This is a genomic window from Streptococcus infantis (genome assembly GCF_019929575.1).
GTDB classification, from domain to species: Bacteria; Bacillota; Bacilli; order Lactobacillales; family Streptococcaceae; genus Streptococcus; species Streptococcus infantis_L.
The window spans coordinates 1-22,593 of record NZ_JAHZPU010000023.1; the positions used below are offsets into that span (position 1 = coordinate 1).

The window sequence follows — 22,593 nt, forward strand, 5'->3', positions numbered from 1 at the left end:
CGATTTTGAATCTATGCCACTCCATACAGAATATCAGCTAACAGAAAAAGGCAAATCACTGATGCCGATTTTAAAGGACTTAAATCAATGGGGAAAAGAATGTCTGCAATAAATTTTTGGCTGGGGGCACCATACGGAGCCCAATCCTTTAGTTGATCTTTCTAACAATTTACGGCCTAATTTGGTTGTATTAGATTTGGCAACTCCATAAGAAAACTAAACGAATCAACCAAGCTTTGTTGCGCAGCAAAAAACGGGGATAATTCTAGAAAAAGTGTATAAGAAAACCACGAAGTTAATACCAAACTTCGCGGTTTTTGTTTATGTGACTATTAGTCCGTCTCGCTCCGTGAGGTGCGAGACAAATAAACCACCCGCTATGCGGGTGCGCGTCGAAGGTTATACCAAAAAAACTCCAAACGCGATACAATAAAGGTGTTCAAGCCAATTGTAAAGCGAAAGGAGAAAACCATGGTACAAAAGTCTCATAGTTTATCACACACAAAGTGGCACTGTAAGTATCACATTGTGTTCACCCCTAAGTATAGACGAAAAGTCATCTATAATCAATATCGGAGTAGTTTAGGTGAAATATTTCATCGCTTGTGTAGTTATAAAGGTGTTGAAATTATCGAAGGACACTTGATGCCAGATCATGTACATATGTTAGTAAGTATTCCACCGAGGATAAGTGTTTCAAGTTTTATGGGGTATTTAAAAGGTAAGAGTGCACTCATGATGTTTGACAAACACGCCAATTTGAAATATAAGTTTGGAAATCGGCATTTCTGGGCGGAAGGTTATTATGTGAGTACAGTAGGGCTTAATGAAGCCACAATTAAGAAATATATTCAAGAGCAGGAAATGCATGATATAGCACTAGATAAATTGAGTGTAAAAGAATATGAGGATCCCTTTAGGGATAGTGGCAAGTAATACTAAAGCCTCTTTAAGAGGCAAGTGACGAGTCAAGAGCAATGAGGCTTGAACAACGTGAAAGCCAGCGTCTTTAGGCGCTGGCTGGGAATTTGGGCTTATAGCCCTGGTGCAAACCACCCGTTAGACGGGTGGTTATGATTTTCTTAATAAGTCAATACAAAGTATTTCTTCTTACCACGGCGGATAACGGTCAATTCGTTTTCCAATTTATCGCTATCACTCAAGACATAGTCAAGGTCTTGGATGCGATCACCATTGACGTAGATAGCACCGTTTTGGACGTCTTCACGGGCTTGGCGTTTTGAGTTAACCACGCCAGAAGACACGAGGAGTTCCACGATATTGTGGTTTTCGTCTGCTTGTACTTGGTAGTTTGGCACACCACGAAGTCCTTGTTTGAGTTCTTTGACAGAAAGGTTTTTGATGTTTCCTGCAAAGAGTTGCTCTGTGATATTGAGGGCTTCCTTGTAGGCTTCTTCTCCGTGAACAAGAGTCACGACTTCACGAGCCAAGACTTTTTGAGCCAAGCGTTCGTGTGGCACCGCTTCAAATTGTTTGCGGATGTCTTCAATCTCGTCTAATGACAAGAAAGTAAAGATTTTCAAGAAGCGAACAGCGTCAGCGTCCATAACGTTCATCCAGAATTGGTACATTTCGTATGGGGAAGTCTTTTCAGGATTGAGCCAAACAGCGTTTCCTTCAGATTTACCAAATTTCTTACCAGTCGCGTCTGTGATGAGTGGAACAGTGATTACGTGACCAGTCTTGTCAGCCTTACGACGAAGCAATTCTGTACCAGCAGTCATATTTCCCCATTGGTCAGAACCACCGATTTGAAGGGTTACATTGTGCTCTTGGTTCAAAACAAAGAAGTCATACCCTTGCATGATTTGGTAGGCAAACTCAGTGTAAGAAATCCCTGTTTCAATACGTTTCTTCACAGACTCCTTGCTCATCATGTAGTTGACAGTGAAGTATTTTCCGATATCACGGAGGAAGTCAATGAAGCTGATGCTGCCAAACCAGTCGTAGTTGTTGACCATAACAGCTTTATTTTCACCATTTTCAAAATCAAGAAAGCGAGAAAGTTGTCCTTGGATAGACTTGACCCAGCCATCTACTGTGTCTTTTGTTTGGAGACTACGCTCAGCATCTTTGAAGGACGGATCTCCGATGAGACCTGTAGCACCGCCAACGAGCGCATAAGGTTTGTGACCTGCTAGCTGCAAACGACGACTTGTCAAGATTGCGACAAGGTGACCTAGGTGAAGGCTGTCAGCAGTTGGATCGTAGCCAGTATAATAAGAAACTTGACCTTCTTCTAGGGCTTTACGCAAAGCTTCTTCATCAGTCGTTTGAAAAATCAAACCACGCTCTTTTAGCTCATCAAAAATGTGCATGTGTCTTTTCTCCTTTTTAAAATATTGTTTCTACCTATTTTACCACAAACTTGGCAAATAACCTAGTAAAATCGGGAAGAAAGTTGCTGCTTGGACTTTTTTGGAAACGAGTGAAATATGGTATAATAGCACTAGCTTATACTCAATGAAAATCAAAGAGCAAACTAGGAAGCTAGCCGAAGGCTGTACTCGAGTACGGCAAGGCGAGACTGACGTGGTTTGAATTTGATTTTTGAAGAGTATTATTTTCAGAGAAATAGATAAAAACAGTTAAGAAAGGGGCTGAAAGATGTCTCATATTATTGAATTGCCAGAGGTTTTGGCCAACCAGATTGCGGCAGGAGAAGTTATCGAACGTCCTGCCAGCGTAGTTAAAGAGTTGGTTGAAAATGCTATCGATGCTGGTTCTAGCCAGATTATCGTTGAGATCGAAGAAGCTGGTCTTAAGAAAATCCAAATCACCGATAACGGGCACGGGATTGCCCACGATGAAGTCGAGTTAGCCCTCCGCCGTCATGCGACTAGTAAGATTAAGAATCAAGCGGATCTCTTTCGGATTCGGACCCTCGGTTTTCGTGGTGAAGCCTTGCCTTCTATCGCTTCTGTTAGTGTACTGACTCTTTTGACTGCAGTAGAGGGTGCAAGTCACGGGACCAAGTTAGTTGCTCGTGGGGGAGAAGTAGAAGAAATCATCCCAGCGACCAGCCCTGTTGGGACCAAGGTTTGTGTGGAGGATCTTTTTTTCAATACACCAGCTCGTCTCAAGTATATGAAGAGTCAGCAGGCGGAGTTGTCTCACATCATTGATGTTGTCAACCGTTTGGGGCTAGCCCATCCTGAGATTTCCTTTAGCCTGATTAGCGATGGCAAGGAGATGACACGGACAGCTGGGACGGGTCAACTGCGTCAAGCCATTGCTGGGATTTATGGTTTAGCCAGTGCCAAAAAGATGGTTGAGATTGAAAATTCTGACCTAGACTTTGAAATTTCAGGTTTTGTCTCATTACCTGAATTGACGCGGGCTAATCGCAACTACATCAGCCTCTTTATCAATGGACGTTATATCAAAAACTTCCTGCTCAATCGTGCTATTTTAGATGGTTACGGCAGTAAGCTCATGGTGGGGCGTTTTCCACTAGCCGTTATTCACATTCATATCGATCCTTATCTAGCAGATGTCAATGTACATCCAACCAAGCAAGAAGTGCGGATTTCCAAGGAAAGAGAACTGATGGCGCTGGTTTCAGAAGCTATCGCAAAGAGTCTAAAGGAACAGACCTTGATTCCAGATGCCTTGGAAAATCTTGCAAAGTCTACCGTTCGCAATCGTGAAAAAGTAGAGCAAACCATTCTCCCACTTAAAGAAAACAATCTCTACTACGAGCAAACGGAAGCAACAAGCTCTATTCCAGCTGAGGTTTCAGACAGTCAAGTAGACTTGACTGAAGAGAAACAGGATTTGAGCCTCTTCGCTAAGGAAACATTGGATCAGTTGACCAAGCCAGCTAAACTGCATTTTGCAGAGAGAAGGCCTGTCAGCTACGACCAATTGGATCATCCAGAGTTAGATATGGCTAGTTTGGATAAGGCTTATGATAAGTTGGAGCGCGAAGAGTCGTCGAGTTTTCCAGAGTTGGAATTTTTCGGGCAAATGCACGGAACCTATCTCTTTGCTCAAGGTCGAGATGGTCTCTACATCATAGACCAGCATGCGGCCCAGGAACGGGTTAAGTACGAAGAGTACCGCGAAAGTATTGGCAATGTTGACCAGAGTCAGCAGCAGCTCCTAGTGCCCTATATCTTTGAATTTCCGGCGGATGATGTCCTTCGTCTCAAGGAAAGAATGCCTCTTTTAGAGGAAGTTGGTGTCTTTCTAGCAGAGTATGGAGAAAATCAATTCATCCTTCGGGAACATCCCATTTGGATGGCAGAAGAGGAAATCGAGTCAGGTATCTATGAGATGTGTGATATGCTCCTCTTGACCAAGGAAGTTTCTATCAAGAAATACCGAGCAGAGCTGGCCATTATGATGTCCTGCAAACGCTCAATCAAAGCCAACCATCGTATCGATGATCACTCAGCTAGACAACTCCTCTATCAGCTCTCTCAATGTGACAACCCCTACAACTGTCCACACGGACGTCCTGTTTTGGTGCATTTTACCAAGTCAGACATGGAAAAGATGTTCCGTCGCATTCAGGAAAATCACACGAGTCTACGAGAACTAGGCAAATACTAATACTCTTCGAAAATCTCTTTAAACTGCGTCAGCCTTACCTTGCCTAATTCAAGTTGTGCCTACGGTTAGCTTCCTAGCTTACTATTTGATTTTCATTGAGTATAAATTGAAGGGAAAATTATGTACGAATATCTAAAAGGTATCATTACCAAAATTACTGCTAAATACATCGTTCTAGAAGCTAACGGCATCGGCTACATCCTGCATGTAGCCAACCCCTATGCTTACTCAGGACAAGTCAATCAAGAAGCGCAAATCTACGTGCATCAAGTAGTTCGCGAAGACGCTCATCTACTTTACGGTTTCCGTTCAGAAGACGAGAAAAAACTCTTTCTCAGCTTGATTTCGGTGTCGGGCATTGGCCCGGTTTCTGCTCTGGCTATTATTGCGGCGGATGACAATGCAGGCCTTGTCCAAGCTATCGAAAGCAAGAACATCACTTACTTGACCAAGTTTCCGAAGATCGGCAAGAAAACAGCCCAACAGATGGTTTTGGACCTAGAAGGTAAGGTGGTTGTGGCAGGTGATGACCTCCCTGCTAAGACTGCTACTCCATCTAGCAACGACAACCAAGAATTGGAAGAAGCCATGGAAGCCATGTTGGCCTTGGGTTACAAGGCGACCGAGCTTAAGAAGATCAAGAAATTCTTTGAAGGAACTTCAGATACTGCTGAAAACTACATCAAATCTGCCCTTAAGATGTTGGTGAAATAGGAGATTTCTATGCCAAAACGCTGTGGCTGGGTCAAAATGACCAATCCGTTATATATAGCTTACCATGATGAGGAATGGGGCCAACCTCTCCATGATGACCAAGCGCTTTTTGAGTTGCTCTGTATGGAGACCTATCAGGCTGGTCTATCTTGGGAGACGGTGCTCAATAAACGGCAGGCCTTCCGTCAAGCTTTTCATGGTTACCAAATTCAAGCTGTTGCAGACATGACGGATGAAGAACTGGAATCTTTGTTAGAAAATCCAGCTATCATTCGTCATCGCGCCAAGATTTTTGCGACGCGTGCTAATGCTCAAGCCTTTTTACAAGTCCAGGACGAATTTGGATCGTTTGATGCTTATCTCTGGTCTTTTGTAGATGGGAAAACCATCGTTAATGATATCTGGGACTACAGTCAAGCACCAGCCAAAACGCCTTTGTCTGAAAAAATATCCAAGGATCTCAAAAAACGTGGCTTCAAGTTCACAGGACCAGTCGCTGTTTTATCCTTTCTACAAGCTGCAGGGCTAGTTGATGACCATGAGAATGATTGTGAATGGAAGGGTCTTAAATGATGTCTAACAAAAATAAGGGAATTCTGATTTTTGGGCTCCTCTATACCATTCTCTTTGTGTTTGATGGCGTTAGATGGTTGGCTTCCTTGATGCCGTCTACCATTGCAAATTATCTAGTCTATGTAGTATTAGCACTATACGGCTCTTTCTTGTTCAAGGATAGATTAATCCAACAATGGAATGAGATTAGAAAAACTAAAAGAAAATTCTTCTTTGGCGTCTTAACAGGATGGCTCTTTCTCATTCTGATGACTGTTGCCTTTGGATTTGTATCAGAGTTGTTGAGGCAGTTTTTTTGGCTGGTCGAACAAGGTCTAAATCAGTCGAATATTCAAAGCAACTTTCAAGAGCAACCAATACTGATAGCAGTTTTCGCCTGCATCATTGGACCTTTGGTGGAAGAACTCTTTTTCCGTCAGCTCTTATTGCATCACTTGCAGAAAAGTCTGCCAAGTTGGCTAAGCATTCTTCTGGTAGGATTTATCTTTGCACTGACTCATATGCATAATTTAAGTTTATCAGAGTGGGTCGGTGCAGTCGGATACCTAGGTGGTGGCCTTGCCTTTTCTATTATTTATGTGAAAGAAAAGGAGAACATCTACTATCCCCTACTGGTTCATATGTTAGGCAATAGCCTATCCTTTATTATTTTAGCTATCGGTAGTATGTGATGAAAATGCTAGTAACGATACTGAAAAAAGCTGAGAAATTCATCTCAGCTTTCTTTGTTATAGTCAAAGCGAATGACTTGCTTCGTTGCATCTACATAGGCGTGGACTCCGAAGGGGACGATCGCTCTTGGAGTTGCGTGTCCGATATTCAGATTATAGACAATCGGGATATTGCTGTCAATGATATCCAATAGTGCCTCTTTATAGTCGTCATAGAAAGTTTCATCCATAGGTTTTCCGACCAAGAGTCCACTGATAACCTCGAATATCCCATTTTCCTTTAAAGTCTGCAACATCTTTTTGAAATATTCTGGCTCAGGCTTTTCTTCGCTTGTCTCTAGCAAGAGGATTTTTTCTTCCCAGTCTGACAAGTCAGGGAAAAGTTTGTATTTTTGGCAGAGCTCCGTGCTGTCTGCGTATCGAGAGTTGTCAAAGATATCGTAGAGAGATTCGAGACAACCACCGAGGATTTCTCCCTCGAACTGGGCATTTCCTTGTAACAAGTCAAAACCAGTATTTGTATGATTGATACGAGGTGTTCCCAAGGCTTTGGGACTAAAATCAGTCCGTTCCTCGTACCAAACGTTACTAGGGCGAATTTCTGAGATTCTACCAGTCTCAATCAATTCTTTAAAGTAGTGAAGGCTATAGTCAAGCATTTCCTTGTCTAATTCACAAATGTCTGCTAAAAAGGATTGACCATAAAAAGTCTTGATTCCTAGTTTATGCAACATGAGATGGTTCATGGTTGTATCTGAGAAGCCAAGAAAAATTTTTTGATTGATAACCTTTTGTAGTTGGTCATTTTCAAAAAGATAGGGTAATAAACGATAGGTATCGTTTCCACCGATGGCGCATAGGATCATGTCGATACTATCATCAGAAAAGGCCTGAATCAAATCCTCTGCACGAGCTTCAGGATGTTCTTTAATAAAGTCTAAGCCTTTTAGCGAATGCGGTAAAAAGATAGGATTGAGGCCTAGTCCCTTGAGACGTTGAACACCCAAGTCTACTTCGTGTTTGACAAAGTCTTCTCCGATAATGCCACTAGACAAACTAACAATACCAATAGTAGAAACCATATCTCATCCTCCTAGAAATAAATTGATGCTATTGTATCACAAAGGATGAGGAGAAACAACAAGAATTAGAATCAGAAAAAGGCTTTTAGATCACGAAAGTAGTAAAAAAGCAACCGTTCGATGTGGTTGCTTTTTATAGTAGTTGCATTCTTATAGAGCAGTAAGGAAGGTCAGTCCGCCAAGGACAACCCCGGCCGAGTTTGGAATGATTAGAATCCAATCTTTCTTAGGCTCTTTTGTCCATCCATAAATGACCCAGATTAAGCAAGAAACAGCTGCTGATAAAGGTTGGAATGGTTGAGCTTTATTTCCTTGTAAATTGGCAAAAATTTGGGGGATGTAGGCTATAAATACAATAATTCCGATAAAGGCACCAATTGAACCGACAATTTGATTAATTCTCTGTTTTGTCATATATATTTCTCCTTATTACTTTATTAGCATAACAGAAAAACAACTTGGAATCAAGGATAAAACCTCGGGATTCCAAGGGAAGACTTTACATTAGAATGTTATTAGAAAATGTGTCTACTTCTTTTGAGAATCGAAAAATGATTTGGAGACAGAATAAAAGTAGTGTGTCTACAAAACACACTACTTTTTTTGTTTATCTTAATATCTAGCAGGTCCTGCGCTTGCACTCTTAATGTTGAAACGTTTTTTGAGATAGAAACGTAGGGCAAGGAGAGCTCCTCCAATGACCAACAAAACAAGTGGTGGGAGACTAATGTTGATGGCTTGTGGAAGGAAGTTACTCAAGAAGAGGATGAAGACCCAAGCAAACATAGTCGCTAACATAACCAAAAGTGATTTCCAGAATGGAGGGCGTTGGCTGCGGTCGGTATCTGGTCCGTAGTAACGGTAAATGAAGTGATAGAGAAGGTAGAAGGCAACTCCACCAAAGGCTCCTACACTGATAAGTGTCACCAATCCGTAGGCAACGGGTTGGTTTGAGAAGAAGCTCATCAAGGCACTAACTACTGCAAATAATCCTGTGATGAAAAGGGCTGAATCCAACATCATCAATTTTGGATCGTCGTTTTCTTTTGGATGTTCTTTTTCGTACTGCTCTTTTTCGCTGAAGCTATGAGCCCAGTGAGTTGGTGCTCCGTAGATAGAACGTGCTGTCACTCCCTTTGGTTGTTCTTCAAGGATACGAGGAATGACTTCTTCAAGGATAGCCTTGATTTCGGCATCGGTTTTCCCGTCCTTGAGAAATTGCTGGGTTGCAATATGGATAAATTCCTGGTTTTTCTTTGTTAATTCTTGTAAATCAATCTGTGACATAATAACTCCTGTTTAGAACCATTTTTTATGGATGAGGTAAAGAGTGAGGGAAACACTCATAGCAAAGGCGATAAAGACGATGAGCCAGAAAGCGTGCGGTTCTCCGTTTAAAGGAATTTCATTATCCTTAAAGTTCATTCCGTAGGCTGAGAAAATCATGGTCGGCACAGACATAACGATGGTCACGAGGGCCAAGGTTTTCATGATATTGTTCTGGTTGTTTGAAATGATAGAGGCAAAGGTCTCTGTCATAGAGTGAAGGACGTTTCCATAGATATCTGCCATCTCGATGGCCTGTTGCGTTTCAATCAAGGTATCTTCAAGTAAATCTTCGTCTTCAAGGTATTTCTTAATATTGCTAGTTGCGCTGGTCAATTTTTTAATCACGCGCTCATTTGTCTTCAGAGAAGCTTTGAAGTAGACGATGGTCTTTTCCAACTCCATGAGTTCGATCAATTCTTCGTTTCGAGTAGATTTGTGAAGTTGACTCTCAATCTGCTCACTCTTACGTTCGATGGAACGGAGGGCGGTTAGGTAAATCTCCGCATTGCGGTAGAGAATCTGGAAGATAAAGCGGGAACGCATAAAGGTATAGAAATTTCGAAGCCTACGATTGATAAAGACATCAAGAAGTGGTAGAGGTTCCAAACAAGTGGTAATAATGGCCTCTTCTGTGATGATAATCCCCAAGGGAATAGTCACATAGTAGGTCTGGTTGTTTCTTTCCTCAGTAATGGGGACGTCTACGATAATCAAGGTGTACTCATCTTCGATGGTGATACGAGACATCTCTTCCGCATCGAGCGGTGCACGGAGGTCTGCGATATCAATATCAAAGGCTGAGGCGATTTCCATCGATTCGCTTTGTGTAGGATTGACGAGATTGATCCAAGTGCCCGGCTGGAGCGTATCAATCTCTTTAAATTCAGTTGTAGTTGAGAGAAAGACTTGCTTCATATCTCTTATCCTTTCCTAATCTAATCCGTGTTTCAGTGATTTTTGACACCGTACTATTATACTACAAATTCGGCTTTTTTGGTAATAGAATTTCACTTTTTTTGGTATAATGGAAAGCAACAATGGACTAGAAAGAAGTAACATGCAAGATAAGATTGTCATCCATGGGGCACGCGCCCATAATTTAAAAAATATTGACGTGGAAATTCCACGAGACAAGCTAGTTGTGGTGACGGGGCTGTCGGGTTCGGGCAAGTCCAGTCTTGCCTTTGATACTCTTTATGCAGAAGGGCAACGCCGCTATGTAGAGAGTCTATCAGCCTACGCTCGTCAGTTCTTAGGGAATATGGAAAAACCAGATGTGGACTCTATCGATGGTCTTAGTCCTGCTATTTCCATTGACCAGAAGACGACCAGTAAAAATCCTCGTTCGACGGTTGGGACAACGACGGAAATCAACGACTATCTGCGTCTCCTCTATGCTCGTGTAGGAACACCCTACTGTATCAATGGACATGGGGCTATCAAGGCTTCTTCTGTTGAACAGATTGTAGACAAGGTTTTAGAATTGCCAGAGCGCCAGCGTCTGCAGATTTTGGCTCCTGTTATTCGTAAGAAAAAGGGTCAGCATAAGACGCTGATTGAAAAGATTCAAAAAGATGGTTACGTCCGTGTCCGTGTCGATGGAGTTGTCTACGATGTGACCGAAGTTCCTGAACTTGAAAAAAATAAACAACACAACATTGACGTGGTGGTAGACCGTATTATCATCAAGGAAGGTATCCGTAGTCGTCTCTTTGATTCGGTTGAAGCAGCCCTTCGTATCGCAGAAGGTTATGTGGTTATCGATACCATGGATGATTCGGAGTTACTCTTCTCAGAACACTACGCTTGTCCAGTATGTGGCTTTACGGTTCCAGAACTAGAACCTCGTCTCTTCTCTTTCAATGCACCGTTTGGTTCATGTAGTGAGTGTGATGGTTTGGGGATCAAGCTAGAGGTTGATACGGATCTAGTAGTGCCAGATGCTAGTAAGACCCTTGGTGAGGGAGCATTAGCACCTTGGAACCCTATCTCTTCTAACTATTATCCAAATATGCTAGAACAAGCCATGACAGCCTTCGGAGTGGACATGGATAGGCCTTTTGAGGACTTGTCTGAGGCGGATAAACATCTCATTTTTTATGGTTCAGATGGGAAAGAATTCCATTTCCACTATGAGAATGAATTCGGCGGAGTTCGTGATATCGACATTCCATTTGAAGGAGTGCTTGGTAATATCAAGCGTCGCTACCATGAAACCAATAGCGACTACACTCGTACTCAGATGCGTCTTTATATGAATGAGCTGACTTGTGGCACTTGTCATGGTTATCGTCTCAATGACCAAGCCTTATCTGTTCGAGTAGGGGGAGAAAAAGGACTCCATATCGGAGAAATTTCAGACCTCTCCATTGCAGACCATTTGGAGGTCATTGATCAACTAACCCTATCTGAAAATGAAGCTATCATCGCTCGTCCTATCCTGAAGGAAATCAAGGATCGCTTGACCTTCCTCAATAACGTGGGCCTTAACTATCTGACGCTTTCTCGTTCAGCAGGAACATTATCAGGAGGGGAGAGTCAACGTATTCGTTTGGCGACTCAGATTGGTTCCAATCTCTCAGGTGTCCTTTATATCCTGGACGAGCCGTCAATCGGTCTTCACCAGAGGGACAATGATCGTTTGATTGCCAGTCTGAAAAAAATGCGCGATTTGGGTAACACTCTCATCGTGGTAGAACACGATGAAGACACCATGCGAGAAGCCGATTATCTGATTGACGTCGGTCCTGGAGCAGGGGTCTTTGGTGGAGAAATTGTTGCTGCAGGAACGCCTAAGCAGGTAGCTCGCAACAGCAAATCCATTACAGGACAGTATCTGTCAGGTAAACGTGCAATTCCAGTACCGACGGAACGCCGTGTTGGGAATGGACGCTTTATTGAAGTGACAGGAGCGCGTGAGAACAACTTGCAAAACATCACCGCTCGCTTCCCACTCGGAAAATTCATTGCGGTGACAGGTGTCTCTGGCTCAGGGAAGTCGACCCTCGTTAACAGTATTCTCAAAAAAGCCATTGCTCAAAAATTCAATCGCAATTCAGACAAACCTGGTAAGTTTAAGACGATTACAGGAATCGAACATATCGACCGTCTGATAGATATTGACCAGAGTCCAATTGGACGAACACCGAGGTCCAACCCTGCGACCTATACAGGTGTCTTTGATGACATTCGAGACCTCTTTTCTCAGACAAATGAAGCCAAGATTCGTGGCTATAAGAAGGGGCGTTTCAGTTTCAACGTCAAGGGCGGTCGCTGTGAAGCTTGCTCGGGTGACGGGATTATCAAGATTGAGATGCACTTCTTGCCAGATGTTTACGTAGCCTGCGAAGTCTGTCATGGGACTCGCTACAACAGTGAAACGCTAGAAGTTCACTACAAGGAAAAGAATATCTCGCAAGTCTTGGATATGACGGTCAATGACGCAGTAGAATTTTTCCAACATATTCCGAAAATTCAACGCAAACTCCAGACCATCAAAGATGTTGGTCTAGGTTATGTGACCTTGGGACAACCAGCTACGACACTTTCTGGAGGGGAGGCCCAGCGTATGAAGCTGGCTAGTGAACTCCACAAGCGCTCAACAGGGAAGTCTTTCTACATTTTAGATGAACCGACAACTGGTTTGCATACTGAGGACATCGCTCGACTACTCACCGTTTTGTCTCGCTTTGTCGATGATGGCAATACAGTTCTCGTCATTGAGCACAATCTAGATGTTATCAAAACAGCAGATCATATTATCGACCTAGGACCAGAAGGTGGTGTTGGCGGTGGTACTATTATCGCAACAGGAACACCAGAGGAAGTAGCTGCCAATGAAGCTAGCTATACAGGACAGTATTTGAAAGGAAAGTTACATCATGAATAAACGTGTGCAAGCATTTTTAGATAAGATGCAAGAAAAAGAACTAGATGGAATCATTATCAATAACCTTAAAAATGTCTACTATTTGACAGGATTTTGGGGTTCAAATGGGACAGTCTTCATCAGCCGTGACCGTCAGGTCTTGGTGACAGATGCCCGCTATATCATCGCTGCTAAGCAAGAAGTAACTGGTTTTGAGATTTTTGCAGAGCGTGATGAGTTAGCTACTATCGCAAAGATTGCAAAAGATATGGGGCTTTCTCGTATCGGGTTTGAAGATGAGATCTCAGTTTCTTATTACCATCGCATGCAAACCGCCTTTGAAGGTTTGGAATTACTTCCTCAATCTCAGTTTGTTGAAGCCCTTCGCATGATTAAGGATGAGACAGAAATTGCGACTATTCGCAAGGCTTGTTCCATCTCAGACCAAGCTTTCCATGATGCTCTTGACTTTATCAAGCCAGGTAAGACAGAGATTGAAATTGCCAACTTCCTTGATTTCCGTATGCGTAAGTTGGGAGCGGCAGATTTGTCTTTTGACACAATCTTAGCGAGTGGCATCAACTCTTCTAAACCCCACGCTCATCCTATGCATAAGCCAGTAGAACTAGGCGAAGCTATCACTATGGACTTCGGTTGTCTTTATGATCACTATGTGAGTGACATGACACGAACTGTTTACCTAGGTCATGTTAGTGAGGAGCAAGAAGAAATTTACAACACTGTTTTAAAGGCTAACCAAGCATTGATTGACCAAGCTAAGGCTGGCTTAGGTTTCCGTGACTTTGACAAGATTCCTCGTGATATCATTGTGGAAGCGGGCTATGGAGAATACTTTACACACGGTATCGGACACGGTATCGGACTTGATATCCACGAAGAACCTTACTTTAGTCAAACTTCAAAAGAAGTCATTAAAACTGGTATGGTCTTGACTGATGAACCTGGTATCTATATCGAAGGTAAATACGGAGTTCGTATCGAAGATGATATCCTGATTACAGATAACGGTTGTGAGTTGTTGACCCTTGCTCCAAAAGAATTGATTGTTATCTAAGAAAAATGAGATAAATCGTTGACTTTTATATTTTAAAGGTTTATACTGAAAGGCGAAAACGGTAGGTGAGGCTACCATAGGGATACGGATGACTACCGCAAAGCAGTGGAGACACTACTCGTTGGTCAACAGTCCTGGTCGCGAAGGTCAAGACTAAGCTCATTACATTGCCCTATGGAGTTAAAGCTTGAAGGAAAACAGATAATGAGTTTTTTGTCCTGCCATTTTATGGCAGGACTTTCTGCTGTTTTAGCACAAAGGAAGGAGACAAACGATGCAAATTGACGATCATCCAGAACCGCACATACACAGCCAATCGCTGATTTGTGTCGTTCTGTCCTTATAAAGTGATTGGTTCCTGTGTATGATACTCTTCGAAAATCAAATTCAAACCACGTCAACGTCGCCTTGCCGTATATGTGTTACTGACTTCGTCAGTTCTATCCACAACCTCAAAACGGTGTTTTGAGCAACCTGCGGCTAGTTTCCTAGTTTGCTCTTTGATTTTCATTGAGTATGAAATTATCATTCATACAGATAGGAGAAACCAATGAAAACTACAAAAGAAAGACTAGCAGCAGCTATTCAAACTCCATTAAAAGATAGTCTAGCTTTTTACCATACAAGTCTAAAAGGCTTAGACCAAGAACAAGTCGAAGAAAACCGTGACCTATATGGTGAAAACACCATCACAAAAGGTCAAGAGGATTCCATCTTTAAAAAGATTTATGAGTCCATTATCAATCCTTTCACAATCATTTTGCTTGTGATTGCCTTTATTTCTCTCGTTACAAACGTTTGGCTTGCCAAACCTGGTCAAGAGGACCCAACGACCTCTATCATTATCGTTGTCTTGGTATTGATTTCAGGAGGGATTCGTTTTGTCCAAGAGTTGCGAAGCGATAAGGCAACAACCAACCTTTCAAAAATGATTGTCAATACGGCAACCGTCATTCGTGATGATCTTGAACAAGAGTTGCCAATCGATGAGTTGGTTGTGGGAGATCTCGTGAAATTGAGTGCGGGAGACATGATTCCAGCCGATGTTATCTTATTTGAATCCCGTGACTTTTTCGTTCAACAATCAGGTTTGACTGGAGAAAGTGATGCAGTTGAAAAGCTAGCTTTAAATAAAGCCACTAGTCAAAATATAGATAGCCTTTTAGAAGCAGAATCCTTGGCCTTTATGGGAACAAACGTTATCTCAGGAAGTGCTACGGCTATGGTTCTAGCGGTTGGTGATGACACCATGATGGGAGCCATCGAGCAAACTCTTAATACCTATGATGAACCAACTTCTTTTGAACGTGAAATGAACAGCATTTCCTGGCTCTTGATCCGCTTGATGCTTGTCATGGTTCCAATCGTGTTTTTCGCAAATGGTTTGACCGATGGAGACTGGCTAGAGGCTGGAGTGTTTGCCTTGAGCGTGGGTGTCGGACTTACACCAGAAATGCTTCCCATGATTATTACAGCTAGCTTGGCAAAAGGTTCTATCATCATGGCCAAAGAAAAGGTCGTCATTAAAAAACTCAATGCCATCCAGGACTTAGGAGCAATCGATATCCTATGTACGGATAAAACTGGAACTTTAACGCAAGATGAGATTGTTTTAGAGTATCCTTTGGATATACATGGCGATTTGGATATGGCAGTCTTAAGAAGAGCTTATCTAAATTCACATTTTCAAACAGGTTTGAAGAACTTGATGGACCGTGCTATCATCAGTAGAACTGAAAAAGAAGCCAAGGAACATGTTATCCTACAAAATCTAGACACCAGCTTCCAAAAAATCGACGAACTACCATTTGATTTTGAACGTAGACGTATGAGTGTTATCGTCAAAGATGACAGCAATGTTGTTAGTATGGTGACCAAAGGCGCTTTGGAAGAAATGTTAACTATTTCGACACATGTGGAATACCACGGAGAAATCATTCCCCTAACCGAAGACATTCGCCAAGAGGTACTAGCAGAAGTTGGTCAATTAAACCGTCAAGGTTTGCGTGTGTTAGGTGTTGGCTACAAGTCAGATCTACGAGAAGATTATGCCTATGCTGTGACTGATGAGAGTGACATGATTCTTACTGGTTACCTTGCCTTCTTGGATCCACCAAAACCGTCAGCAGCACCAGCTATTCAGGCTTTGCTTGAACATGGTGTCAGCACAAAAATTTTAACTGGGGATAACGAAAAAGTAACTCAAGCCATCTGTGAAAAGGTTGGTTTGGACGTTGAACATATGCTCTTGGGATCTGATGTCGACAAAATGACAGATCAAGAATTGGCTGAAGCGGTTGAAAGAGTGACAGTATTTGCTAAATTGTCTCCTGACCAAAAAGCTCGTATCATTCTACAGTTAAAGAGAAATGGTCATGGTGTTGGTTATATGGGAGATGGTATCAACGATGCTCCTTCCATGAAGGTTGCAGATGTGGGTATTTCTGTTGATACTGCAGTCGATATTGCCAAAGAAACAGCGGATGTTATTTTGCTAGATAAGGATCTCATGGTTCTTGAAACGGGTATCGTGGAAGGACGTAAGGTCTATGCCAACATGACCAAGTACATTAAGATGACCGTCAGTTCAAACTTTGGGAATATCTTCTCACTCCTTGTTGCGAGTATCTTCTTACCATTTCTACCAATGGCTCCTGTACATCTAATCGTCCTAAATCTAGTTTATGATTTGTCCTGTGTGGCTTTGCCGTTTGATAATGTGGATCAAGACTTCCTCAAACAACCCCATACATGGGAAGCAAAATCCATTACGCGATTTATGGTCTGGATGGGCCCGATCTCATCTGTCTTTGATATTTTAACCTTTATCTTCCTCTACCTTATCATTGTTCCTATGATTACAGGTCACCATTATATTCACGGATCTGAATCTGCCCTTCAGTTTATTATCTTGTTTCAGACAGGATGGTTCATAGAATCTATGTGGTCTCAAACCATGGTCATCCATATGCTTCGTACAGCAAAAGTTCCTTTTGTACAAAGCAGACCAGCTTGGCTTGTGATTTTGATGACTCTGGTTGCAGCCTTTTTCGTAACCAGTCTACCTTATGGACCACTAGTAAATATACTTCGTCTAGCACCGTTAGGACTTCCTTACTTCTTGTTTTTAATCTGTATTATTTTCTTGTATATGTTTAGCGTCACAGTTATTAAGAAATTTTACATTAAGAAGTATAAAGAATGGTTATAGTTCGTCTTTTGTCAAGAAAAAAGTTCAAAAATTGCCAAAAAAGTTAAAATTTTTTTAAAATAGGTCGCAAGTCCGATGTTTTTTATGGTATAATAGTTTAAACTGATAGTAACATGTAGCGAAAGGGGTAGGTACATGATCAAAATTTATACAGTCTCAAGTTGTACTAGCTGTAAAAAAGCGAAGACCTGGCTCAATGCCCACCAGTTAAGTTATAAAGAACAAAACCTCGGTAAGGAAGGAATTTCGAGAGAAGAACTACTTGATATTTTGACAAAAACAGACAATGGAATTGCAAGTATCGTATCATCGAAAAATCGTTATGCAAAGGCCCTTGGTGTTGATATCGAAGATTTGAGTGTGAATGAAGTTCTCAACTTAATTATGGAAACACCACGTATCTTGAAAAGTCCGATTCTTGTAGATGAGAAACGCCTACAAGTCGGCTATAAGGAAGACGATATCCGTGCCTTTTTGCCACGCTCTGTTCGTAATGTGGAAAATGCAGAAGCGCGTTTACGTGCGGCTCTATAAAACATCAAGGCTGGGAGTGACTCCTGGCCTTCTCTAATATTTATCAATTTTAAAAGGTGAAGATTTATGAAAAAGTTAGTAATCGGAATGTTCGTTGCTTTGTTTATGTTGGTGGGGTGTGGACAAAAAAAAGAGTCTACAGAGTCTACGACTGAAAGTACGCAGGAAGCTCTTCAATCAACCTTACCCATCCTAGAAAATGCAACTAATAATACAGTGGTTACCAAGACGATTATTTTGCCTGTTGATGAAAATGGGAATCAACAGACCCAAATAGTTACATACAAAGGTAAGCAATTCTTGAGTTTAACCATTATTCAGAAACGTCCAGTCACAGATGATCTAAAGCAGTTTATTGCTGAGCAAGGTTTAGAAGAAACCAAAAAAGCTTTAAAAGAGGCTGAAGATAAGGATGAAACAGTTCAAGCAGCTCGAAAAATTTCAGGATTTACCATTGAAACGACTCTTTTAAATGAGAAAGAAATGGAAACTAAGACAAGCTATGATTTCCAAACACTGGATCTCAAAAAAGCCAGCGAAAACGAATACTTGAAGAATGTTGGACTGGAAAACCTATTGAAAAACGAACCAGAGGACTATATTGCTAATCGTGTTGCAAATGGGGCAACAATCCAGTAAAAAGTCATAGAAAATCAGCAGAATCAGACTGTGTGATTTGTAGAACGACCGTGAATGTGCTATAATAGTACTATTCTAAGGAAAGAGGGTGTTAGAATGGGATTTACTGAAGAAACCGTACGTTTTAAATTGGATGATTCCAATAAAAAAGAGATCAGCGAAACATTGACAGATGTCTATGCTTCCTTGAACGAAAAGGGCTATAACCCTATTAATCAGATCGTGGGCTATGTTCTCAGTGGAGACCCAGCTTACGTTCCTCGTTATAACAATGCACGAAATCAAATCCGTAAGTATGAGCGAGATGAAATCGTTGAAGAATTGGTTCGCTACTACCTTAAAGGACAAGGAGTCGATCTATAATCTATGAGAATTATGGGATTGGACGTTGGTTCCAAAACGGTAGGAGTGGCAATTAGCGATCCGTTAGGCTTTACGGCACAAGGGCTTGAAATTATTCAAATCAATGAAGAACAAGGAGAGTTCGGTTTTGAACGCCTCAAGGAGCTCGTTGATACCTATAAGGTAGACCGTTTTGTTGTTGGTTTGCCTAAAAACATGAACAATACCAGTGGACCGCGCGTGGAAGCTAGTCAAGCCTATGGAGCCAAACTAGAAGAACTCTTTGGTCTACCAGTAGAGTATCAAGATGAACGCCTAACTACGGTTGCTGCAGAGCGTATGTTGATTGAGCAAGCAGATATTAGTCGCAATAAGCGTAAAAAAGTTATTGATAAACTAGCCGCTCAATTGATTTTGCAAAATTATTTAGATAGAAAATTTTAAGACAGAGGAGAAAATATGTCACACAATCACAACCATGATCACGAAGAACGTGAATTAATTACACTTGTTGATGAGCAGGGAAATGAAACCTTGTTTGAAATCCTTTTGACTATTGACGGAAAAGAAGAATTTGGTAAAAACTATGTTCTTCTTGTACCAGTTAACGCAGAAGAAGATGAAAACGGCGAAGTCGAAATCCAAGCATACTCATTCATCGAAAATGAAGATGGAACAGAAGGCGAATTGCAACCAATCCCTGAAGATTCAGAAGATGAATGGAACATGATTGAAGAAGTCTTCAACAGCTTTATGGAGGAGTAAAAACGTCCAGTGGACGTTTTTAGCCCTGCGCTAGAAATTAGAAACGCAGGTAGTCTGGTAGACTGTATCAGCCCAGCTCCTTGAAATAAGAGAGAGTTGGTAAGTCCGGGGAACATTTTTAGTTCATATGGAAATAAAATCTAGCTAGGGATTAGCTAATTAGGTAAGAGGTTGGGATAAAAATCCCAACCTCACTTTTTATTAGTCATCAAATGTTGACACAGTAGCTGATTGTACTTTTTGGTGAAAATTTCATTTTTTCTATCCGCAACCTTCAACAATCAAATGAATTGTTGAAGCCTCGCGGGGCTGGGACTACGAAATCGAGAATTCGTCAATCGATTTCTGTCCTATCGCCTTTTTTATTAAGGAGATACATATGTTTGAAGTTGAAGAATGGCTTCATAGTCGAATCGGTTTGAATTTTAGATCAGGTTTGGGGCGGATGCAGAGAGCGGTAAACTTACTGGGAAATCCTGAGCAAACCTATCCTATTATCCATGTGACAGGGACAAATGGAAAGGGGTCAACCATTGCCTTTATGAGGGAACTCTTTGTTTCTCATGGCAAGAAGGTTGGAATCTTTACTTCGCCCCACATTGTTAGCATCCATGATCGGATTTGTATCAATGGTCAACCGATATCGGACGCAGACTTTATCCGTTTGGCAAATCAAGTTAAGAAAATGGAGCAAAGACTTTTAGAAACACATGACCAATTGTCTTTTTTTGAGTTGTTAACCGTGATTGCTTTGCTTTATTTTAAAGAACAAGAGGTGGATCTAGTTCTATTAGAAGTTGGAATTGGTGGCTTACTGGACACGACTAATGTGGTAACTGGAGAAATCTCACTTATTACATCGATCGGCCGCGACCACCAGGAGACCTTGGGCAATAGTTTGGAAGAAATCGCTGAACAGAAAGCAGGTATTTTTAAACCAGGTAAGTCAGCTGTTATTTCCAACTTAACACCGGAAGCACAGGTTGTTTGTCAAAGGACTGCCAATGATTTGGATGTAACTCTCTACCAAGCTGACCGAGATTTTTCTTTCAAATCTGGACATTTTTCTTCTTCTCTAGTGGACTTGAACCAATTAAAACTAGGTTTAGAAGGAGCTTATCAAGAGGAGAACGCTGCCCTTGCCTTGCAAGCATTTCTGTTATTTATGAATCAGAGAGGTGAGGTGGTCAATCAAGAAGCCATCCGGCGTGCCTTGAAAACAACTAACTGGGCGGGGCGTCTAGAAGCTATTACAGAGCACATTTATCTAGATGGCGCCCATAATCTACCGGCTTTAGAGCGATTGGTTGAATTTGTTCAGGAGAAAATCCAGCAAGGTTATCATCCACAAATCCTTTTTGGTGCTTTGAAGAGAAAAGATTATAGTGGAATGCTTACTTATTTGACAGATTATTTACCTGATACAGCTCTCTATGTGACGAGTTTTGACTATCAGGATTCCTTGGACGACCAAGATTTGAGTGACTATCATAGAGTTTCCTCATATCGAGATTTTATAGATGACTTTGAAGCTTCTGCAGGGGAGAAGAACTTGCTTTTTGTGACAGGTTCCCTCTATTTTATATCTGAAGTTCGTGCCTACCTTATAAAAATATAGTTGGTTGATTGACCTTATTTCCTTTGTTTGATATAGTATAGGTGGAATGGTTCTGCAGTTTTTCTGCCTTTAGCTCCAGAAAGAAAGGAGATATTATGTCACTAAAAAAATTTACACTGTCTCTTGCTACTGTGGCAAGTCTTAGTCTCTTAGCTGCTTGTTCGTCAACAACGAAGCCGGCATCTTCATCCCAAGCAAGTACTAGTTCTGAAGTGAGCACTAGTCAAGTATCAGAAACCAGCGCTTCTAGTTCTACTACCAGTTCAACGGCTGACACAGCTACTAAGATAGATGGGACCTATAAGGGGCAAGACGAGGGTGATAGCATTACTCTTGTAGTTACTGGAAATACTGGAACATGGACAGAAGTTGAAGCGGACGGAGATCAAGAAGTGAAGAAGGTAACCTTCGAACCAGAAAGTCAGAGAGTCTTTATTGGAGATGATATCAAGATTTATGTGGCAGAAGAGAACCAGATTATTATCGATGACATGGACCGTGAGGTTTCGGATCGTATCGTTTTAAAGAAATAGACATCATTTGTAGGGATTTGAATCTGGATAAAAAGGTTCAAATCCTTTTCTCGTTGACTTTGAATACAAAAAAATTCCATACTTTTAAGGTGGATAAAGTCCACCAAAAAAGTATAGAATGAGTGAAATTAAAGAAATCTTTCTTGTAAAAAGTGAGCAACTCCATCTTCTTCGTTGGTCAGTGGCAACTGTTCATCTGCGAAAGAAAGTAGAGCGGGATTAGCATTTTTCATGGCATATCCTCTACCTGCAAAGGAGAGCATTTCTTGGTCATTGTGTTCGTCACCAAAGGCAATCAGGTTCTGTCTGTCTATATTCATGACATTTAGAAGGTATTCAAGGGCAAAGGCCTTGTGAACACCTTTGGGTGCGCATTCGAGGATGTTTAAAGGACCACCCCAAGTATTGATATTAAGCTGATGCTTGTAAAAGCTAGTCATCTCTTCTGCTAGTGCATATTTATCGTCTGCCCTAGTTTGTAATAAAATACAGTTAGGCCCCTTAGTCACTAAGTCAGACTTGAATTGATTTTCAGGGCGAAAATTTTCAACACCAAACAATTTAGGATCTGCAATTTCCTTGTCTGGTGCTGTAATGTAAAACTTTTTACGGTATTCACCTGCGATAAAGTCTGCTTCAATCTCCTCTTTTCGTTTCACGATATCCAAGAGATATTTTTTGTCCACAGTAAGGCATTTTTCATGTTTCCAAGCCCTACCAGGTAGGTGAGTGAGCGAACCGTTGAAGTTAATCATAGGAGTCTCAAGTTCAAGTTGGTCATAAAAATCTTTGGCCATACGATATGGGCGACCGGTTGCGATAACCACATGGTGGCCTTTCTTAGAAATTTTTTTAATGGTTTCTTTTGTAAAGTCAGAGAGTTTGCTTTCTCCATTAAGTAAGGTACCGTCTAAGTCCACGGCAATCATTTTTTTAGTCATAAAATCCTCCCGAATTTAGTTCAGATAAGATGTTTCCTATTATATCAAAAAGCTGAAAGAAAAGCTGACTATAAGCGAGAATAGAAAGAATAATATCTCGTAAGAATTTTTAAAAATAGG

At 41.4% G+C, this 22,593-nt stretch carries 22 protein-coding genes and 1 riboswitch; of the genes, 16 read left to right on the forward strand and 6 right to left on the reverse strand.

The annotated features are described in order from the left end of the window. Both K1I67_RS07410 and tnpA read left to right on the forward strand, forming a co-directional pair. Positions 1-112: winged helix-turn-helix transcriptional regulator (locus K1I67_RS07410; protein ID WP_223339471.1), on the forward strand; the 112-nt coding region annotated here is incomplete at its 5' end. Positions 113-471: 359 nt separating this feature from the next. After that, the gene (gene tnpA, locus K1I67_RS07415; protein WP_223339451.1) at positions 472-936 is read left to right on the forward strand and encodes an IS200/IS605 family transposase; all 465 of its coding nucleotides are present in this window, start codon (positions 472-474) and stop codon (positions 934-936) included. 146 nt (positions 937-1,082) lie between these two features. Here tnpA and tyrS read toward each other — a convergent pair whose 3' ends face one another. Then, the gene (tyrS, locus tag K1I67_RS07420; protein ID WP_223339452.1) at positions 1,083-2,339 is read right to left on the reverse strand and encodes a tyrosine--tRNA ligase; all 1,257 of its coding nucleotides are present in this window, start codon (positions 2,337-2,339) and stop codon (positions 1,083-1,085) included. A 289-nt stretch (positions 2,340-2,628) separates the two neighbouring features. Here tyrS and mutL point away from each other — a divergent pair, with 289 nt between their 5' ends. From mutL to K1I67_RS07440, 4 genes are all read left to right on the forward strand, one after another. Then, a complete protein-coding gene (gene mutL, locus K1I67_RS07425) occupies positions 2,629-4,578 on the forward strand; it encodes a DNA mismatch repair endonuclease MutL (protein WP_223339453.1) in 1,950 nt (649 codons plus the stop codon). A 120-nt stretch (positions 4,579-4,698) separates the two neighbouring features. Beyond that, positions 4,699-5,292: a Holliday junction branch migration protein RuvA gene (gene ruvA / locus K1I67_RS07430; RefSeq protein WP_045762563.1), complete on the forward strand. Its 594-nt coding sequence runs from the start codon at positions 4,699-4,701 to the stop codon at positions 5,290-5,292. Positions 5,293-5,301: 9 nt separating this feature from the next. Further along, positions 5,302-5,865, forward strand: coding sequence for a DNA-3-methyladenine glycosylase I (locus K1I67_RS07435; protein WP_223339454.1), 564 nt, complete (start codon positions 5,302-5,304; stop codon positions 5,863-5,865). After that, positions 5,862-6,536 (forward strand): CPBP family intramembrane glutamic endopeptidase, encoded by a 675-nt coding sequence (locus K1I67_RS07440; protein ID WP_223339455.1) that lies wholly within the window; start codon positions 5,862-5,864, stop codon positions 6,534-6,536. Before K1I67_RS07435 ends, K1I67_RS07440 begins: the two co-directional genes overlap by 4 nt. A 44-nt stretch (positions 6,537-6,580) precedes the next feature. Here the strand turns inward: K1I67_RS07440 and K1I67_RS07445 are convergent, their stop codons facing one another. From K1I67_RS07445 to K1I67_RS07460, 4 genes are all read right to left on the reverse strand, one after another. Continuing rightward, complete coding sequence (locus tag K1I67_RS07445) at positions 6,581-7,618, reverse strand: S66 family peptidase (protein ID WP_223339456.1); 1,038 nt, start codon at positions 7,616-7,618, stop codon at positions 6,581-6,583. A gap of 150 nt (positions 7,619-7,768) precedes the next feature. Further along, positions 7,769-8,032: a SemiSWEET family transporter gene (locus K1I67_RS07450; protein ID WP_049496815.1), complete on the reverse strand. Its 264-nt coding sequence runs from the start codon at positions 8,030-8,032 to the stop codon at positions 7,769-7,771. A 198-nt stretch (positions 8,033-8,230) separates the two neighbouring features. After that, positions 8,231-8,905 (reverse strand): DUF1129 domain-containing protein, encoded by a 675-nt coding sequence (locus K1I67_RS07455; RefSeq protein ID WP_223339457.1) that lies wholly within the window; start codon positions 8,903-8,905, stop codon positions 8,231-8,233. Between the two features lie 12 nt (positions 8,906-8,917). Next, positions 8,918-9,862: a magnesium transporter CorA family protein gene (locus tag K1I67_RS07460; protein WP_223140287.1), complete on the reverse strand. Its 945-nt coding sequence runs from the start codon at positions 9,860-9,862 to the stop codon at positions 8,918-8,920. 142 nt (positions 9,863-10,004) lie between these two features. Between K1I67_RS07460 and uvrA the strand changes: the two genes are divergently transcribed. From uvrA to K1I67_RS07510, 10 genes are all read left to right on the forward strand, one after another. Further along, entirely contained in the window at positions 10,005-12,836 is a 2,832-nt protein-coding gene (gene uvrA / locus K1I67_RS07465; RefSeq protein ID WP_223339458.1) for an excinuclease ABC subunit UvrA, read from the forward strand. Next, the gene (locus K1I67_RS07470) at positions 12,829-13,890 is read left to right on the forward strand and encodes a M24 family metallopeptidase (protein WP_223339459.1); all 1,062 of its coding nucleotides are present in this window, start codon (positions 12,829-12,831) and stop codon (positions 13,888-13,890) included. Before uvrA ends, K1I67_RS07470 begins: the two co-directional genes overlap by 8 nt. A gap of 53 nt (positions 13,891-13,943) precedes the next feature. Further along, a riboswitch (M-box (ykoK) riboswitch) is annotated at positions 13,944-14,097 on the forward strand. Between the two features lie 343 nt (positions 14,098-14,440). Then, entirely contained in the window at positions 14,441-17,101 is a 2,661-nt protein-coding gene (gene mgtA, locus K1I67_RS07475) for a magnesium-translocating P-type ATPase (protein WP_223339460.1), read from the forward strand. 135 nt (positions 17,102-17,236) lie between these two features. After that, positions 17,237-17,635 carry a transcriptional regulator Spx gene (gene spx, locus K1I67_RS07480; RefSeq protein ID WP_000591164.1) on the forward strand — a complete coding sequence of 133 codons (399 nt, stop codon included), beginning with the start codon at positions 17,237-17,239 and terminating at the stop codon, positions 17,633-17,635. A gap of 66 nt (positions 17,636-17,701) precedes the next feature. Then, a complete protein-coding gene (locus K1I67_RS07485; protein ID WP_223339461.1) occupies positions 17,702-18,274 on the forward strand; it encodes an SP0191 family lipoprotein in 573 nt (190 codons plus the stop codon). A gap of 96 nt (positions 18,275-18,370) precedes the next feature. Next, positions 18,371-18,637, forward strand: coding sequence for an IreB family regulatory phosphoprotein (locus tag K1I67_RS07490; RefSeq protein WP_000507060.1), 267 nt, complete (start codon positions 18,371-18,373; stop codon positions 18,635-18,637). 3 nt (positions 18,638-18,640) lie between these two features. Then, entirely contained in the window at positions 18,641-19,060 is a 420-nt protein-coding gene (gene ruvX / locus K1I67_RS07495) for a Holliday junction resolvase RuvX (RefSeq protein WP_223339462.1), read from the forward strand. 15 nt (positions 19,061-19,075) lie between these two features. Then, positions 19,076-19,381, forward strand: a complete 306-nt coding sequence (locus K1I67_RS07500; protein ID WP_223339463.1) for a DUF1292 domain-containing protein — start codon at positions 19,076-19,078, stop codon at positions 19,379-19,381. A 379-nt stretch (positions 19,382-19,760) separates the two neighbouring features. Beyond that, positions 19,761-20,999, forward strand: coding sequence for a bifunctional folylpolyglutamate synthase/dihydrofolate synthase (locus K1I67_RS07505; RefSeq protein WP_223339464.1), 1,239 nt, complete (start codon positions 19,761-19,763; stop codon positions 20,997-20,999). 95 nt (positions 21,000-21,094) lie between these two features. Then, on the forward strand, positions 21,095-21,532 hold the full coding sequence (locus K1I67_RS07510) for an SP_0198 family lipoprotein (RefSeq protein ID WP_223339465.1): 438 nt from the start codon (positions 21,095-21,097) through the stop codon (positions 21,530-21,532). A gap of 128 nt (positions 21,533-21,660) precedes the next feature. Here K1I67_RS07510 and K1I67_RS07515 read toward each other — a convergent pair whose 3' ends face one another. Further along, entirely contained in the window at positions 21,661-22,473 is an 813-nt protein-coding gene (locus K1I67_RS07515) for a Cof-type HAD-IIB family hydrolase (protein WP_223339466.1), read from the reverse strand. Positions 22,474-22,593: the final 120 nt, after the last annotated feature.